This is a genomic window from Variovorax sp. PMC12, assembly GCF_003019815.1.
Taxonomy (GTDB): domain Bacteria; phylum Pseudomonadota; class Gammaproteobacteria; order Burkholderiales; family Burkholderiaceae_C; genus Variovorax.
In genome coordinates, this window is record NZ_CP027773.1 from 3,590,066 (window position 1) to 3,606,431 (window position 16,366).

A 16,366-nucleotide genomic window follows, 5' to 3' on the forward strand; every position below is an offset into this window, starting at 1 on the left:
ACCCACCTTCCAGCCTCCACGATGCGAATCCTGCAAGTCAGCGCCGAACTCTTTCCCCTGCTCAAGACCGGCGGCCTGGCCGACATCGCCGGCGCCCTGCCGCTGGCGCTCATGGCCGAGGGGCAGGACGCGCGCGTGCTGCTGCCGGGCTTTCCGGCCATCGTCCGCGGCGTGCGCGAACTCGCGCCCGTGGCCGAGTTCGACGCGCCCTGGGGCGAGCGATTCGCGCTGCGGCTCGGGCGCGTGGCGGTCGACGGCACGCCGGGCATCCCGGCCTACGTGATCGATGCGCCCGCGCTCTATGACCGGCCCGGCAACCCGTACGAGGACAACGCGCGCCAGCCCTACGGCGACAACCACCGGCGCTTCGCGCTGCTGGGCTGGGCGGCGGCGCGGCTCGCACAGGGGCTCGATCCATCCTGGCAGCCCGAGGTGGTGCACGCGCACGACTGGCACGCCGCGCTGGCGCCGGCCTACCTGCACTTCGCGCGCGAGGCCGGCCAGATGGGCGCATCGCGCGTGGGCAGCGTGTTCACGGTGCACAACCTGGCCTACCAGGGCCTCTTCGCGCCATGGAACTTCGCGGACCTCGGGCTGCCCGGGCCCGCGTTCCAGATGAACGGCATCGAATACCACGGCCAGGTCTCCTTCATGAAGGGCGGCCTTTGCTACGCCGACCGGCTCACCACGGTGAGCCCGACCTACGCGCTGGAGATCCAGACGCCCGAGCAGGGCTGCGGGCTCGACGGCCTGCTGCGCCAGCGCAGCGGCTTGCTGAGCGGCATCCTCAACGCGGTCGACGACCAGGTCTGGAACCCGGCGACCGATGCGGCGCTGGTGCAGGGCTACCACACGCCCGAAGGCCGCCACATGGCCGGCAAGGCGCGCTGCAAGTCGGTGCTGCAGCACCAGCTGGGGCTGGCCGAGCGGCCGGACGCGCCGCTGTTCATCCTGGTGAGCCGCCTGACCGAGCAGAAGGGCCTGGGGCTGGTGCTCGACGGCCTGGACGCGCTGCTCGCGCAAGGCGGCCAGCTCGCGCTGCTGGGCAGCGGCGAGGGCTGGCTCGAAGACGCATTCAGGCAGCGCGCGGCGGCCGCGCCGCAATCGGTCAGCGTGACCATCGGCTACGACGAGACGCTCGCGCACCAGCTCTTCGGCGCGGGCGACGTGACGCTGGTGCCCTCGCTCTTCGAGCCCTGCGGCCTCACGCAGATGTACGGCCTGAAATACGGCAGCCTGCCGCTGGTGCGCCGCGTGGGCGGGCTGGCCGACACGGTGGTCGACAGCACGCTGGAAGACCTGGCCAGCGGCGAGGCCACCGGTTTCGTGTTCGACCGCTTCGACGTGGCCGACTACGAACGCGCCGTGCGCCGCGCCTTCGCGCTCTACCAGCGCGCGCCGGACTGGCGGCGCGTGCGCGGCAACGCGATGCGGCGGCCGGCCGACTGGGGCACTGCGGCTGCTCAGTACATCGATGTCTATCGGCAGGCGCTGGGATGAACGCCTTCTTTTCTTTTTGCCGTTTCGCGTGCTGTTCGGGGGGCGCTCACGCCGACGGGGTACCTTGCTCCGCGAATGTCCCCCGGGCTTCGCCCTCCTCCTTTATTTCGCTGCGCAAGGCACCCCGCCGGCGTGAGCGTTCAGAGCAGTTGTTGATCGAACGACACAACAGCAGCGCCCGTCGTGCACAGGGCGCCGGGTGCTCCCCGCAGCGAAATAAAGGAGGAGGCCGCAGGCCGGGGGACATTCGCGGAGGGGAGTACCCGGTGCCCTGTGCACACACCCCCAACGCCTCCTGACGGCAGATCAGACACCCCACCACCCACCCAAAGAGCGCCAACCATGACGATCAAAGACTTCGCCTACGACCATCCCGACCGCGACGTCGCGGCCTTCAAGCGCGCGGTGGCCAACAAGCTGATCTATGCCGTCGGCAAGGACCCTGTCGCGGCCAGCCAGGACGACTGGCTCAACGCCACCTCGCAGGCCGTGCGCGATCAGCTCGTCGAGCGCTGGATGATGACCACGCGCGCCAACTACGCGCAGGACCTCAAGCGCGTCTACTACCTGTCGATGGAATTCCTCATCGGGCGCACCTTCACCAACGCGCTGCTGGCCGTGGACCTGTACGACACCGTGCGCGAGGCGCTGGCCGATTTCGGCGTCGACATGGACGCGCTGGCCGAGCGCGAGCCCGACGCGGCCCTGGGCAACGGCGGCCTGGGCCGGCTCGCCGCCTGCTTCCTCGATTCGATGGCCACGCTCGGCGTGCCGGGCATGGGCTACGGCATCCGCTACGAATACGGCATGTTCCGCCAGCGCATCGTCGACGGCCAGCAGGTCGAGACGCCCGACTACTGGCTCACGCGCGGCAACCCCTGGGAATTCCAGCGGCCCGAGGTCAACTACCGGGTGCGCTTCGGCGGCCACGTGCAGAAGCGCGAGGGCGCCAACGTGCCGCCCGGCGCGGTCGACTGGGTCGACACCCACGACGTGCTGGCCGTGGCCTACGACACCATCATTCCGGGCTACGGCACGCAGGCCACCAACACGCTGCGGCTGTGGTCGGCGCGCGCCACCGAGGAAATCGACCTCTCGGCCTTCAACCGCGGCAACTACATGGGCGCGGTCGAGAGCAAGAACCAGTCGGAGAACGTCTCGCGCGTGCTCTACCCCGATGACTCCACGCCCTCGGGGCGCGAGCTGCGGCTGCACCAGGAGTACTTCTTCTGCAGCGCCAGCATGCAGGACCTGCTGCGCCGCTACCTGCGCAACCACACGACCTTCGACCAGCTCTCGGAAAAAGTCAGCATCCACCTGAACGACACCCACCCGGTGCTCGCCGTGCCCGAGCTCATGCGGCTGCTGCTGGACGAGCACGGCATGCCGTGGGACGAAGCCTGGGCGCACACGCAGAAGGTGTTCAGCTACACCAACCACACGCTGATGCACGAGGCGCTGGAGACCTGGCCGGTCGAGATGCTGGGCCGCATCCTGCCGCGGCACCTGCAGATCATCTACGACATCAACGCGAAGTTCCTGGCCACCGTCGCGCAGAAGCTGGGCAACGACGTCGAGCTGATGCGCAGGCTCTCGCTGGTGGACGAGACCGGCGAGCGGCGCGTGCGCATGGCCTACGTGGCGGTGCTGGCGAGCCACTCGGTCAACGGGGTGTCGGGGCTGCACTCGGAGCTGATGAAGCAGTCGATCTTCTCGGACTTCGCGAAGCTCTTTCCCGAGCGCTTCAACAACAAGACCAATGGCGTCACGCCGCGCCGCTGGCTGGCGCAGGCCAACCCGCCGCTGGCGGCGCTGCTCGACCAGCGCATCGGCAAGGGCTGGCGGCGCGACCTGTCGCAACTGGAGGCGCTGAAGCCGATGGCCGCGCAGCCCGCCTTCGTGCGCGCCTTCCGCCATGCCAAGCGCGAGAACAAGCTGCGGCTGGCCAACTGGGTCGAGCAGCACCTGAAGGTGGACATCGATACCGACGCGATGTTCGACGTGCAGGTCAAGCGCATCCACGAATACAAGCGGCAGCTGCTCAACGTGCTGCACGTGGTGGCGCGCTACCACCGCATCCTCGACGCGCAGGCCACGGGTGCGCCGGTCGACATGGTGCCGCGCGTGGTGGTTTTCGCGGGCAAGGCCGCTTCGGCCTATGTGATGGCCAAGCTGGTGATCCGGCTCATCAACGACGTGGCCGGCACCATCAACGCCGACCCGCGCGTGGGCAAGCTGCTGAAGGTGGTGTTCCTGCCGAACTACAGCGTGAGTCTGGCCGAGATCATCATGCCGGCGGCCGACCTGTCGGAGCAGATCTCCACGGCGGGCACCGAGGCCTCGGGCACCGGCAACATGAAGTTCGCGCTCAACGGCGCGCTGACCATCGGCACGCTGGACGGCGCCAACGTGGAAATGCGCGAGAACGTGGGGCCGGAGAACATCTTCATCTTCGGCAACACCACGCCCGAGGTCGCCGACATCCGCGCGCGCGGCTACCAGCCGCGCGACATCTACGAAGGCAACCCCGAGCTCAGGCGCGTGCTCGACGCGATCCGCGACGGCGCTTTCTCGCCGGGCGAGCCGGGCCGCTACCAGGGCATCTACGACGCGCTGGTGAACTGGGGCGACCACTACCTGCTGCTAGCGGACTATGCGAGCTACGTGGCGAAGCAGGCCGAGGTGGATGCGCTGTATCGCGATTCGGATGCGTGGACGCGGATGGCGATCCTGAACGTGGCGGGTATGGGCGCGTTTTCATCGGACCGCACGATTGCGCAGTACGCGCATGAGATCTGGCACACCAAGCCGGTCGTGCTGGGCTGAACCACCTTCGAGGCAACACGCCATGGCATACGCCCGGATGAAAGTCCACGCGGCCGCAGTGCTCGCGGCACTGGCCCTGTGCACGGTCGCGCACGCCCAGAAGGGCACCCCGCGGGAGCACACCTGGCAACGCAGCACCACGGCGGGCCAGGAGGTGCGCATATTCACCTACGTGCAGCAACGCTCCGATTGCAGCCAGGGGCCCGATCCGGTCGTCACCATCCGCACGAAGCCCGCGCACGGCACCGTGAGCGTGCGACCGGGCTCCGTCACCGTCGGCCCGCCGCGGTTCGGCGCGGTCGATTGCAGCGGCCGTACGTTGTCGGGGCAGGGCATCTGGTTCGTGCCGGAACCGGGATTCAGCGGAACCGACCAGTTCGACTACGAGGTGCAGTTCACCAACGGCGTGGCGCACGACACTGCCATGGTCGAGGTCAAGCCCTGACGCTTCTACGCGCGCGCGGGGCGTTCAGCGCTTGGCGGGCGCGGTGGGATCGGTGGCCGGCTGCGGCGCGTCGGTGACGAAGCCGATGCGGCTCAGGCCCGCCTTGTTGGCAATGCCCATCAGCGCCACCACCTTGCCGTAGGGCACGGTCTGGTCGGCGCGCAGCTGCACCTCGGTGTCCTTGCTGTCGGCCGCGGCCTTCCCGAAGCGGTCGGCCAGTTCCTCGTCGGTCACGGCCTGGTCGTTGAAGAAGACCTTGCCGGAGGCGTCGACCGACACGCTCACGAACTTGGGCGTGTCGTTGGGCTGGCCAGCGTCGGTCTGCGGCAGGTCGAGCTTGATCGAGCTGGCCATCAGCGGCGCGGTGATGATGAAGATCACCAGCAGCACCAGCATCACGTCGACCAGCGGCGTCACGTTGATGTCGGACAGCGGCCGCTGCGCGCCGCCGCCCATCGCGCGCCCGCCGCCTGCGGCGCCGCTGCCCAGTGAAGTACGACCGAAGGCCATGGCGCGGCTCAGACCGGCATCGGCCGCGCGGGCGGCGGCGCGGCGGGCTTCGGCGGCTCGCCGAAGCTGCCCAGCAGGTCGTGCGCGAAGCCTTCGAGCTCGGCTTCGATGCGGCCGATGACGCGGCCGAACACGTTGTAGGCCAGCACCGCCGGAATGGCCACGGCCAAGCCGAACGCCGTCATGACCAGCGCCTCGCCGACAGGCCCCGCGACCTTGTCGATGGTGAAGCCGCCGGTCTGGCCCGCGATGCCCGACAGCGCCCGGTAGATGCCCCAGACCGTGCCCAGCAGCCCCACGAAAGGCGCGGTGGCGCCCACGGTGGCGAGCAGGATCTGGCCGGCCTGCAGGCGGCGCAGCGCGCCGTGCAGCGCATTGCGCAGGACGCGGGTCAGGCGCTGGTTGCGGTCGACCGCAGCGCCCAGCGTGCCCTCAGGGGCCCCGGCGGCCGCGCCGCGGATGGCCGACACCGCCGGCAGCACCAGCGCCGCGCGGTCGAAGGCCCGGAGTTTCTGCTCGGCGTCGGCCAGCGTGGCCGATTGCCAGAAGGCGGCGATGCTGCGCAGCACATCGCGCGTGCCGCCGCGCAGCAGCCAGGCCTTCCAGAGAATGATGACCCAGCTCGCGATCGACATCGCCAGCAGCAGCGCGGCCACCGAACGGCTGACGCCGTCGCCATGGGTCAGCAGTTCGAGCACGCTCATCGGCGGTCCTTTGGTTTTCTAGCGCAGGCCCAGCACGTCGTACATGTCGAACAGGCCGGTGCGCTGCTCGGCCAGGAAGCGCACCGCGCGCAGGCTGCCCTGGGCATAGGTGACGCGGCTCGACGACTTGTGGGTGATCTCGATGCGTTCGCCGGTACCCGCGAACAGCACGGTGTGGTCGCCCACGATGTCGCCGCCGCGGATGGCCGAGAAGCCGATGGTGGAAGGATCGCGCTCGCCGGTGATGCCTTCGCGGGCGTACACGGCGCAGTCCTTGAGGTCGCGGCCCAGCGCGTCGGCGATGACTTCGCCCATCTTGAGCGCGGTGCCCGAGGGTGCGTCGACCTTGTGGCGGTGGTGCGCCTCGATGATCTCGATGTCGTAGCCGGTCGACATGGCCTTGGCGGCCATCTCGAGCAGCTTGAGGGTGACGTTGACGCCCACGCTCATGTTGGGCGCCATCATGATGGCGATGTCCTTGGCGATCTCGGCGATCTCGGCCTTCTGCGCGTCGCTGAAGCCGGTGGTGCCGATGACCGCCTGAACGCCCAGTTCGCGGCACACCGCGAGGTGCGCGAGCGTGCCTTCGGGGCGGGTGAAGTCGATGAGCACCTGCGCGTCCTTCAGGCCGGTGCGCAGGTCGGACACGATGGACACGCCGCTGTCGAAGCCCAGGAAGCCGCCGGCATCGGCGCCGAGCGCCGGGCTGCCCGCGATGTCGAGCGCGCCGGCCAAGCGCAGGTCGGGCGCGTTGCGCACGGCCTCGATCAGCATGTGGCCCATGCGGCCCGATGCCCCGGCGATGGCGACGCGGCGCGGCGCGGAAGCGGGATTGCTGGAGGAATTGGAGGTGGATTCGGTCACGCGGATTCAGTCTTCGAAATGGCCAATGGCATGCATGGACTCGGGACGGACGCCGCCTGACTCGGCGGGCGCCGCCCGCTGTTTTCTTCTATCGCTTCGGCCCGTAGCCGCAGCACGCTCAGCGCGTGGCTTCGAGCGGAGGGTACGCGGCCGGCAGCGGCGGCAGGCTGGCCGACGGCGACGAGGCGGCGCTGTTGTCGGCCTTCTTCTCGTCCTTGGAGGGAGCGAATTTCTTGAGTTCGTCCTCGGATGCCTCGAGCGTGGGCACCTTGCCGGAGCGCTTGCGGGTGTCCAGCGTGGCGACGAATTCTTCCTCGCTGGGCATCTCGTCGCCTTCGAAGCGGTCCATCAGTTCGCCGTTGAAGAACACGGTCAGGTGGCGTTCCTGCGGTTCCACGCCCTGGCGGCGGATGGTGAAGACGTAGTCCCAGCGGTTGTTGTGGAAAACGTCGCTCAGCAGCGAGGTGCCGAGGATTTCGCGCACCTGCTGGCGCGACATGCCGGGCTTGAGCGCCGCGACCTGTTCCTTCGAGACGAAATTGCCCTGCACCACTTCGACTTTGTAAGGAGTGACGGCCGTCAGGGCGTTACGCGTGCGCTCGCTGAAACCGCTGCAGGCACCGAGGCCGAGCGTCGCGGCGATGGCGGCGACCAGCAGCCAGGGACGGCGTTGGAGAATGGCAGGCATGGGAGGAAGGGGGGTAGCGATATGATCGGCCATTGTAGCGGCTGCCCTTTTCAGGGCCTTTGCCGCAGCCAAGGGCGCAGGAATCAACATGGCCAACATCGACGAACTCAAGAATACCGGCCTCAAGGCCACATTGCCGCGGCTGAAGATCCTCGAGATCTTCCAGACCGGCAGCCAGCGGCACATGACCGCGGAAGACGTGTTTCGCGTGCTTCTGAACGAACACTCGGACATCGGCCTGGCCACCGTCTACCGCGTGCTGACCCAGTTCGAGCAGGCCGGCATCCTCGAGCGCAGCCATTTCGAGAGCGGCAAGGCCGTCTACGAACTCAACGAAGGCACGCACCACGACCACCTGATCTGCACCTCGTGCGGCAAGGTCGAGGAGTTCTACGACGCCGAGATCGAACGCCGCCAGCAGATGATCGCCAAGGACAAGGGCTGGATCCTGCAGGACCACGCCATGTCGCTCTACGGCCTTTGCGGGGATTGCGCCAGGAAGCGCTGAACCCGCACCTGTTCCCGCGGCAGGAAGCCAAAGAAAAAAGGGGCGAATGCCCCTTTTTTGCTTTCAGTCGTTGTCGCGGGCGTTTTCCATCGCCTTGTGGTGGCGTGCCACGAAATCGGCATAGGTGTCGATGCCGCGCAGCTGCAGGATGGAGTTGCGCACCGCCGCTTCGACCAGCACGGCGATGTTCCGCCCGGCCACCACCTGGATGATGACCTTGCGCACCGGGATGCCCAGCACGTCCTGCGTGAGCGGTGCCGAGGGCATGCGTTCGTAGTCGCGCTCGAAGCTGTCGCGACGCACCAGGTGCACGATGAGCTTGAGCCGCATCTTCCGGCGCACCGCCGTCTCGCCGAAGATCGCGCGGATGTCCAGCAGGCCGATGCCGCGCACTTCGAGCAGGTTCAGCAGCAGGTCGGGGCAGCGCCCCTCGATGGTGTTCTGGTTGATGCGGTAGAGGTCGACCGCGTCGTCGGCCACGAGGCCGTTGCCGCGCGAGATCAGCTCCAGGCCCAGCTCGCTCTTGCCCAGGCCCGACTCGCCCGTGATCATCACGCCCATGCCCAGGATGTCCATGAACACGCCGTGCATCGACGTGCGCTCGGCGAAGTGCTTGGACAGGTAGGCGCGCAGCAGGTCGATCACGAAGGCCGAGGATTCGCGCGTGGCAAAGAGCGGCAGCTGCGCGCGCTCGCAGATCGACAGCAGCTCGTCGGGCGCGGCCTGGCCGTCGGCCAGCACCAGCATCGGCGGCTCCAGCGTGACGATGCGGGCAATGCGGCGGGCGCAGTCTTCCTGGCTGCCGCGCGTCAGGTAGGCCACTTCGCGCGCCCCCAGGATCTGCACGCGGTACGGATGGATGTAGTTGAGGTAGCCGACCAGGTCGGCCGCCGACTGCGCGCGGCTGATGACTTCGGGGTCGAACTGGCGCTCTGACGCCCCGAGCCCGGCGAGCCATTCCCAGCGGAGCGACCCGCGGAACTCCTCGAACATGGCATCGGCGCTGATGACGGTCGGCTTCATGCGTTCAGGAGATGGCGCTCACGCACCAGATTTGGGGCAGGCCAGAATACCGCGGAACCGGCTTTGCCGGGCCGCTGGTATTGCCCCCGGTAGGGGGTTGGCGAAGCGACACGAAGTGCGCGAAGCCTGGGAGCGAGCCACAGCTCAGGCGATTTGGGTGGAGTGCCAGCCGGCGATGAGGCCGTGCAGGGCGGCGGCGTCGGTGCTGGACTTGATCTGTTCGCGCAGGCTGGAGTCGCTCAGCAGCTCGGCGATTTCAGAGAGGATTTCGAGGTGCTTCTGCGTGGCCGCTTCGGGCACCAGCAGGAAGATCAGGAGCGCGACGGGCTGTTCGTCGGGGGCGTCGAAGCCGATCGGGTTGGCCAGCTGGAACACGGCGGCCATCGGCGCCTTGAGGCCCTTGATGCGGCCATGGGGAATGGCGACGCCGTGGCCCAGGCCGGTGGAGCCGAGGCGCTCGCGCGCAAACAGGCTGTCGGTGATCAGGGCGCGTCCCAGGCCGTGAAGGCTTTCGAACAGCAAACCTGCTTCTTCGAAAGCACGTTTCTTGCTAGTAGCGTCAACGCTCACAAGCACTTGAGCGGGCGGCAGGATGGACGCGAGGCGATTCATGGTGGGTGCAGAGCGGGGGCGATTATGCACCCGCTTGGTAAAAACCCCCAGTCCCCCTATTTACTTTCTGTCTACACGTGGTCCGCAGGCCTCGTCCGCCCTCTGAGCGAAGGCAATGCCCCAGCGCAATAGTCGGAAAACAAAAAGCCGCCCGAGGGCGGCCTGTGGGGGGAGCCGAGGGCTCCGGTTTACATCAGGCGCTTGGGCGCCGCGTGATGGTGGTCCTGCAGGCGATCCTTGTGGCGGACCACCTGGCGGTCGAGCTTGTCGACCAGCTCATCGACCGCAGCGTAGAGATCAGCGTGGCTCGACTCCGCGAACATGTCATTGCCCTTGACGTGAATGTTGCACTCCGCCCTTTGGCGGCGTTCCTTTTCCTTCTGCTTTTCCACCGTGAGGATCACCTTGACATCGACTACCTGGTCGAAATGTCGCGTGATCCGGTCCAGCTTGCTCGTGACGTAGGTGCGCAAGGCAGGTGTGACGTCGAGGTGATGACCGCTGATCGTCAAATTCATGAATGACCTCCTGGAATTGACGGTTGGGGAAATGACCGCACTCCGGAATGGAGCTTGGCCGGCGAAACAGGTGTGTGGGGAAGCGGGGAGAGAAGAAGAGACTGGGTAAGAAGAAGAAATCTGGGAAGGTCGATTCACTATGCCCAAGCTGTCACGCTATTGCAATACCGGAGTTGCCCAAAGCTGCGCGCGCATCGCGTGCTTCCTGCGGCACGCTAGCGAATCAATAGCAGCATCCGCGCGCGGGACAGGCGCCGCGGCGTTTCGCTCAAAAATGTTTCAGCAGGAAAGACCCCGAAACCCTGCCGCCGTGAGGGCCAGCGGACGGGCTCAGCGCCAGGCGGCGCGCATGCGGTTTCGCAGGTCGATCACGGCAGCGGGCGGCGGCACGGCCGGCGGCCGCTCGGGTGGCGGCGGCCAGGTCTGCTGCTCAAAGCCCGCGAGGTCGGCATCGGCGATGAAGCGCGTGCGGTTGGCATACAGATGCCGGTCGCCGCGCGCCGACTGCTGCGTGACGTAGAAGCGCTGCGGCACCAGCAGGTGCAGGTGGTCGCGCGCCCGGGTCATCGCCACGTAGAGCAGGCGGCGTTCTTCTTCGAGCTCTTGCGCGCTCTGCGCCACGTCGGCCGGCAGGCAGCCGTCGACCACGTTGATCACATGCACCGAGTTCCACTCCTGCCCCTTGGCCGAATGGATGGTCGAGAGGATCAGGTAGTCCTCGTCGAGCAGCGGCGGACCCGGGCGGTCGCTGGTGGCCTCGGGCGGATCGAGCGTCAGTTCGGTCAGGAAGCGTTCGCGCGACGCGTAGCCGGCGGCCAGCCGCGCGAGCTGCTCGACGTCGGCGCGCCGCACGCCCGAGGTGTCCTCGTACAGCCGCTCCAGGTGCGGCTGGTACCAGGCCATCGCCACCTCCACGTCGGCCGGCCATGCGAGCGCAGGAGAGCGCAGCGCCTCGTAGGCCTTGGCGAAATCGGCCCATTGCTCGCGCGCCGCGGAAGGCGGCACGAAGTCGCGCACTGCGGCCACCGGATCGGCGGCCTGGTCCATCGCGTCGAGCAGCCGCGTGCCGGTGACGGGCCCGATGCCCGGGATCAGCTGCGTCACGCGAAAGCCCGCCATGCGGCCGCGCGGGTTCTGCGCGAAACGCAGCACCGCGAGCAGGTCCTTCACATGCGAGGCCTCGAGAAACTTGAGCCCGCCGAACTTCACGAACGGAATGTTGCGCCGCGCCAGCTCGAGCTCGAGCGCCGCGCTGTGCGACGAGGTGCGAAACAGCACCGCCTGCGACTTCAGCGCCAGCCCGCCCTCGCGGTGCGCCAGCACCTTGTCGGCCACCCAGCGCGCCTGCTCCGCCTCGTCGGGCACGAGCACCAGCAGCGGCTTGCCGGCCGATGGCTTGTCGGTCCACAGCGTCTTGGCGTGCCGCTCGGCTGCTTGCGCGATGACGCGGTTCGAGGCGTCGAGGATCGGCTGCGTCGAGCGGTAGTTGCGCTCCAGCGTGACCACGCGTGCGTCCTGCGTGAACTGCGACGGGAAGTCGAGGATGTTGCGCACCGTGGCGCCCCTGAACGAATAGATCGACTGCGCGTCGTCTCCCACCACCGTCACGCCGCGCCCGTCGGGCTTGAGCGCCAGCAGGATCGAGGCCTGCAGCAGGTTGGTGTCCTGGTACTCGTCGACCAGCACATGGTCGAAGCGCGCGCCGACGTGCGCGGCCAGCGCGGGCTCGGCGACCATGCCGGCCCAGTAGAGCAGCAGGTCGTCGTAGTCGAGCACGTTCTGCTGCTGCTTGGCCTCGACGTAGGCGCCGAACAGCTTCTTCAGCTCGGCCTCCCATTCGCCGCACCACGGGAAAGACTCCCGCAGCACCTCGGCCAGCGGCGCGCGCGTGTTCACGCAGCGCGAGTAGATCGACAGGCAGGTGCCCTTGCGCGGAAAGCGGTTGACGGTGGAAGACAGGCCCAGCTCGTGGCGCGCCAGCCCCATCAGGTCTTCGGCGTCGCCGCGGTCGTGGATGGTGAAGTTCTCGTCCAGCCCGATCTGCGCGGCGTACTCGCGCAGCAGCCGCGCGCCGATGCCGTGGAAGGTGCCTGCCCACGGCAGCGAAGGCGGCGCCTCCGACTTCAGGCCCAGCACCTTCGCCAGCACCTGGCCGGCGCGCCGCCCCATTTCCTGCGCGGCGCGGCGCGAGAAGGTCAGCAGCAGCAGGCGCTGCGGATCCACCCCGCCGGCAATCAGGTGCGCGACGCGGTGCGCCAGCGTGCTGGTCTTGCCCGACCCGGCGCCGGCGATGACCAGCAGCGGCCGCTCGTCGCGCTCGGCAATCGCCGCTCCCACCCCGTGCTCGACCGCCGCGCGCTGCGCGTCGTTGAGCGTGGCCAGCGCGGCGGCCAGGCGCTCGGCCTGGGTCGTCGGGGCGATGGAAAGAACGGGGGACGCAGCGGTCTGCATGGGCACGACTTTACTGTATGCCCGTCCAGTCCAGCCACCTTGCTGCCATGTGGCCGGTGACATAATCGCGCCTCGCTGCAACCGGAGACTCTTCCCATGGAAACCGCCCCGTCTCGGCAGCTTTCAACTCCCTTTCACTGACGCGTTTCCCTCACGCACGTCGGGCCCGGGAATTGAAAGCGCCCCTCCCTCGCCCATCGTCCAGTCACCCCCGGGAGTGAGCCAATGCTCAACATCTTTACGCTCGCCAACGGCCGCCTCGTCCAGGAAGAGATCGAGGCGCTCGAAGAGCTTTCCAAGTTCCAGCCGATCTGGGTCGACCTCGAATCGCCCACGCTCGAAGAGAAGCGCTGGATCAAGCAGTACTACGGCCTGTCCATCCCCGAAGACGCGATGGACGAGGACATCGAGGAATCCGCCCGCTTCTACGAGGAAGACAACGGCGAGCTGCACATCCGCTCCGACTTCCTGATCGACGACGACGAGAACCCGCGCACCGTGCGCGTCGCTTTCATCCTGAACCAGCACAACACCGACCTGCGCAGCCGCGGCGTGCTGTTCTCGATCCACGACGAGGACGTGCCCGTGTTCCGCCTGCTGCGCATGCGCGCGCGCCGCGCACCGGGGCTGATCGAGGACGCCAAGGAAGTGATGCTCAAGCTGTTCGACGCCGACGCCGAGTATTCGGCCGACACGCTCGAGAACATCTACGACGAGCTCGAAGTGGCCGGCAAGAAAGTGCTCTCGGGCAACGTGAGCGACGAGCTGGCCGGCGAGGTGCTCGGCGCCATCGCGCGGCAGGAAGACTTGAACGGCCGCATCCGCCGCAACGTGATGGACACGCGCCGCGCGGTCAGCTTCATGATGCGCAGCAAGATGCTCAACGCCGAGCAGTTCGAAGAGGCGCGCCAGATCCTGCGCGACATCGAGTCGCTGGACAACCACACGGCCTTCCTGTTCGACAAGATCAACTTCCTGATGGATGCGACCGTCGGTTTCATCAACATCAACCAGAACAAGACCATCAAGATCTTCTCGGTGGCCAGCGTGGCGCTGCTGCCGCCCACGCTGATCGCCAGCATCTACGGCATGAACTTCAAGTTCATGCCGGAGCTCGACTGGGCCATGGGCTATCCGTATGCCATCGTGCTGATGGCGGCCAGCGCGCTGGTGCCGATGTGGTACTTCCGCCGGCGCGGCTGGCTCAAGTAGCCGCGCCACTACCCGCGTCTTGCGCGGGCAGCGTGGCCAGCCACGCGCCCACCAGCGCGAGACTGTAGCGGCTCGCCACCTCCACCACGAAGCGCGCGAAGTCGCCATGCGCGGCATCGTCGGCGCGGTCCGAAATCGTGCGCATCGCGGCAAACGGCACGCCGTAGTCGTGACACACCTGCGCCATCGCAGCGCCTTCCATCTCGACCGCGAGCGCATCGGGCAGCTCGCGCTGCAAAGCCTCGCTCTCCCCGGTGGTGGAGACGAAGCGGTCGCCGCTCACCAGCAGGCCGCGATGCACGCCGGGCTGCCGGAGGCTGAATTCATCCACTGCCTGCTGGCCGACCAAGGCCACGGGGTCGCGCAGCACGTCGGCCGCCACGGCCGCCAGCGCGTTGCCGATGGCAGCATCGGCCGCGAAGCGCGCCATGCCCATCAGCGGCACCTCGTGCTTCGGGAAAAGCGGCGAGGCGTCCATGTCGTGCTGCAGCAGTTCGGTGGCCACGACCACGTCGCCCACCTTCACGCCCGGCGCCAATCCACCCGCCACGCCGGTGAACACGATGGCCCGCACGCCGAAGCGCTCGAGCAGCACCGTGGCCGTCACCGCCGCCGCGACCTTGCCGATGCGCGACAGCACCGCGACCACAGGCTGGCCCTGCAGATGGCCCACCCAGAAGTCGCGGCCGGCCACGCGCACACGCTGCTCGTCGGGCATCTGCGCAAGCAGGGCACTCAGTTCCTCGTGCATGGCAGCGACGATGGCGACAGGCGCGCGCGGCAAAGAACTCAAGACATTTCTCTTTCCAGGAACACCGCGGAACCGGCTCTGCCGGGCCGCAGGTGTTGCCCCCAGCAGCCCGGGGGGTTACTTGATATCCACACCATAGAAAGTGTGGCGGCCGAAGGGGCTCAGCTTGAAGTCGACCACTTCCTTGCGCACCGGCTTCAGCTGCACCGCATGCGCGATAGTGAACCACGGCGCCTGCTCCTTGAAGATGACCTGGGCCTTCTTGTAGAGCGCATCGCGGTCGGCCTGCTTGGTCGCGCTCTTGGCCTTCACCACGAGGTCTTCGTAAGGCTGGTAGCAGAACTTCGAGATGTTGCTGCCGCTGGCCGACTTGGCCGATGCGCAGCCCAGCAGCGTGTAGAGGAAGTTGTCCGGGTCGCCGTTGTCGCCGGTCCAGCCCAGCATGCCCATCTGGTGCTCGCCGGCCTGCAGGCGCTTGCGGTACTCGCCCCACTCGAAGCTCTTGATCTCTGCCTTGACGTTGATCTTGGCCAGGTCGGCCTGCATCAGTTCGGCGATGCGCTTGGCGTTCGGGTTGTACGGGCGCTGCACCGGCATGGCCCACAGGTCGGTCGAGAAGCCGTCGGGGTAGCCGGCCTGCGCCAGCAGCTTCTTCGCGGCTTCGGGGTCGTACGGATCGTCCTTCACCGCGTCGTTGTAGGACCACATGGTCGGCGGGATCGGGTTCTTCGCAGCCACGCCCGTCGTGAGGTACACGCCGTCGATGATGGCCTTCTTGTTGATCGCCATGTTGATGGCCTTGCGCACGCGCACGTCGTCGAAGGGCTTCTTCGTCGTGTTGTACGAGAGGTAGCCCACGTTCAGGCCGGGCTGCTCCAGCACCTGCACGTTCGGGTCCTTGCGGATCGCGTCGAGGTCGGCCGGGTTCGGGTACGGCATGACGTGGCACTCGCCCTTCTGCAGCTTGGCCCAGCGCACCGAGGCATCGGGCGTGATGGCGAACACGAGGTCGTCGATCTTGGCCTTGCCGCCCCAGTACTGCGGGAAGGCCTTGAAGCGGATGATCGCGTCCTTCTGGTACTGCACAAGGTAGAACGGCCCGGTGCCGATCGGGTCCTGGTCGACCTTCTCGGGCGTGCCGGCCTTCAGCATGGCGATGGCGTACTCCTTCGACTGGATGCCCGCGTACTGCATCGCCAGGTTCGCGAGGAAAGGCGCCTCGGGCTGGTTGAGCACGATTTTCACCGTGTAGTCGTCGATGCGGTCCACCGTCTTCAGCAGCTTGGGCATGCCCATGTCGTTGAAGTACGAGTGGTTCTGGCTCGTGACCTTGAAGAAGGGGTCGCTCTCCTTCCACTGGCGCTCGAGCATGAAGATGAAGTCGTCGGCGTTGAAGTCGCGCGTGGGCTTGAAGCTCTTGCTCGTGTTGTGCCACTTCACGCCCTTGCGCAGGTGGAAGGTGTAGACCGTGCCGTCGGCGGAGATGTCCCACTTCTCGGCCAGGCCCGGCACGACCTTGGTGCCGCCGCGCTCGAACTCGACGATGGTGTTGTAGACCTGCGTGGTCACGTCGAACGAGGTGCCGGTGGTGTTCATGCCCGGATAGAAATTCTCCGGGCTGCCTTCCGAGCAATACACCAGCGTCTTGGCTGACACCGCGCCGCAGGCCAGGGTAAGGGCCGCAATCGCTGTCGGTGCCAGGAGCGCCAGGCTTCGTGAGCGGCGCGAAACGGTGGGCTGGGTCTTCATTTGGA

At 67.4% G+C, this 16,366-nt stretch carries 15 protein-coding genes; 5 read left to right on the forward strand and 10 right to left on the reverse strand.

The features are described 5' to 3' along the window. Positions 1-21 precede the first annotated feature (21 nt). From glgA to C4F17_RS16605, 3 genes are all read left to right on the forward strand, one after another. Positions 22-1,500 carry a glycogen synthase GlgA gene (gene glgA / locus C4F17_RS16595; protein WP_106935975.1) on the forward strand — a complete coding sequence of 493 codons (1,479 nt, stop codon included), beginning with the start codon at positions 22-24 and terminating at the stop codon, positions 1,498-1,500. Between the two features lie 342 nt (positions 1,501-1,842). After that, entirely contained in the window at positions 1,843-4,326 is a 2,484-nt protein-coding gene (locus tag C4F17_RS16600) for a glycogen/starch/alpha-glucan phosphorylase (protein ID WP_106935976.1), read from the forward strand. Positions 4,327-4,348: 22 nt separating this feature from the next. Continuing rightward, a complete protein-coding gene (locus tag C4F17_RS16605) occupies positions 4,349-4,771 on the forward strand; it encodes an Ig-like domain-containing protein (RefSeq protein WP_159053673.1) in 423 nt (140 codons plus the stop codon). 24 nt (positions 4,772-4,795) lie between these two features. Here C4F17_RS16605 and C4F17_RS16610 read toward each other — a convergent pair whose 3' ends face one another. From C4F17_RS16610 to C4F17_RS16625, 4 genes are all read right to left on the reverse strand, one after another. Further along, a complete protein-coding gene (locus C4F17_RS16610; RefSeq protein WP_106935978.1) occupies positions 4,796-5,281 on the reverse strand; it encodes an ExbD/TolR family protein in 486 nt (161 codons plus the stop codon). Positions 5,282-5,289: 8 nt separating this feature from the next. Continuing rightward, positions 5,290-5,985 carry a MotA/TolQ/ExbB proton channel family protein gene (locus C4F17_RS16615; protein WP_081270774.1) on the reverse strand — a complete coding sequence of 232 codons (696 nt, stop codon included), beginning with the start codon at positions 5,983-5,985 and terminating at the stop codon, positions 5,290-5,292. Between the two features lie 18 nt (positions 5,986-6,003). Next, positions 6,004-6,849, reverse strand: coding sequence for a 4-hydroxy-tetrahydrodipicolinate reductase (gene dapB / locus C4F17_RS16620; protein ID WP_106935979.1), 846 nt, complete (start codon positions 6,847-6,849; stop codon positions 6,004-6,006). 118 nt (positions 6,850-6,967) lie between these two features. Then, complete coding sequence (locus C4F17_RS16625; RefSeq protein WP_106935980.1) at positions 6,968-7,537, reverse strand: outer membrane protein assembly factor BamE; 570 nt, start codon at positions 7,535-7,537, stop codon at positions 6,968-6,970. Positions 7,538-7,625: 88 nt separating this feature from the next. On the opposite strand from C4F17_RS16625, the gene fur reads away from it, so the two are divergent. After that, positions 7,626-8,045: a ferric iron uptake transcriptional regulator gene (gene fur, locus C4F17_RS16630; RefSeq protein ID WP_081270771.1), complete on the forward strand. Its 420-nt coding sequence runs from the start codon at positions 7,626-7,628 to the stop codon at positions 8,043-8,045. Positions 8,046-8,108: 63 nt separating this feature from the next. Here the strand turns inward: fur and hprK are convergent, their stop codons facing one another. The 4 genes from hprK to C4F17_RS16650 all read right to left on the reverse strand — a co-directional run bounded on the left by hprK (position 8,109) and on the right by C4F17_RS16650 (position 12,649). Further along, positions 8,109-9,068 (reverse strand): HPr(Ser) kinase/phosphatase, encoded by a 960-nt coding sequence (hprK, locus tag C4F17_RS16635; protein WP_081270770.1) that lies wholly within the window; start codon positions 9,066-9,068, stop codon positions 8,109-8,111. 144 nt (positions 9,069-9,212) lie between these two features. Continuing rightward, on the reverse strand, positions 9,213-9,680 hold the full coding sequence (locus C4F17_RS16640) for a PTS sugar transporter subunit IIA (RefSeq protein ID WP_081270769.1): 468 nt from the start codon (positions 9,678-9,680) through the stop codon (positions 9,213-9,215). Positions 9,681-9,868: 188 nt separating this feature from the next. Next, positions 9,869-10,198, reverse strand: a complete 330-nt coding sequence (gene hpf / locus C4F17_RS16645; RefSeq protein WP_081270768.1) for a ribosome hibernation-promoting factor, HPF/YfiA family — start codon at positions 10,196-10,198, stop codon at positions 9,869-9,871. A gap of 330 nt (positions 10,199-10,528) precedes the next feature. Further along, positions 10,529-12,649 (reverse strand): ATP-dependent helicase, encoded by a 2,121-nt coding sequence (locus tag C4F17_RS16650; RefSeq protein WP_106935981.1) that lies wholly within the window; start codon positions 12,647-12,649, stop codon positions 10,529-10,531. Between the two features lie 225 nt (positions 12,650-12,874). Here C4F17_RS16650 and corA point away from each other — a divergent pair, with 225 nt between their 5' ends. Next, positions 12,875-13,861, forward strand: a complete 987-nt coding sequence (gene corA, locus C4F17_RS16655; RefSeq protein WP_081270766.1) for a magnesium/cobalt transporter CorA — start codon at positions 12,875-12,877, stop codon at positions 13,859-13,861. On the opposite strand, the gene C4F17_RS16660 is transcribed toward corA, so the two are convergent. Both C4F17_RS16660 and C4F17_RS16665 read right to left on the reverse strand, forming a co-directional pair. Beyond that, on the reverse strand, positions 13,854-14,612 hold the full coding sequence (locus C4F17_RS16660; RefSeq protein ID WP_234382935.1) for a 5'-methylthioadenosine/adenosylhomocysteine nucleosidase: 759 nt from the start codon (positions 14,610-14,612) through the stop codon (positions 13,854-13,856). The two genes, corA and C4F17_RS16660, sit on opposite strands and share 8 nt — an antisense overlap. A 117-nt stretch (positions 14,613-14,729) precedes the next feature. Further along, positions 14,730-16,361 (reverse strand): ABC transporter substrate-binding protein, encoded by a 1,632-nt coding sequence (locus C4F17_RS16665; RefSeq protein ID WP_081270764.1) that lies wholly within the window; start codon positions 16,359-16,361, stop codon positions 14,730-14,732. Positions 16,362-16,366: the final 5 nt, after the last annotated feature.